Consider the following 262-nt stretch of genomic DNA (forward strand, 5'->3'; position numbering starts at 1 on the left):
GGGGTGTTCTACTGCTGCCGCGCGGTGGCACCGCACATGATGGAGAGGAAATACGGCAAGATCATCAACATCAGCTCTAATAACGCGACCCAGGCCTTCCCGCTGGTCGCCGCATACAACGCCAGCAAGGCCGGGGTCAACATGATCACGCGAGTGCTCGCGCTGGAGTGGGCACCCTACAACATCTGTGTCAACGCCATCGGCCCCGGCGACTACCACACTGAGATGACCGATGCCACATGGCTCGATCCCGAGGGACGCC

Annotated in this window: 1 protein-coding gene; it reads left to right on the forward strand. The window is 61.5% G+C overall.

Going from position 1 to position 262, the window contains the following annotated elements:
• Window positions 1-262, forward strand: a 262-nt coding sequence (locus tag L9G74_RS21015) for an SDR family NAD(P)-dependent oxidoreductase (RefSeq protein ID WP_238898698.1), incomplete at both ends; no start/stop codon positions are given.

Origin of the sequence: Shewanella electrica (genome assembly GCF_022321485.1) — a bacterium.
Lineage (GTDB): Bacteria > Pseudomonadota > Gammaproteobacteria > Enterobacterales > Shewanellaceae > Shewanella > Shewanella electrica.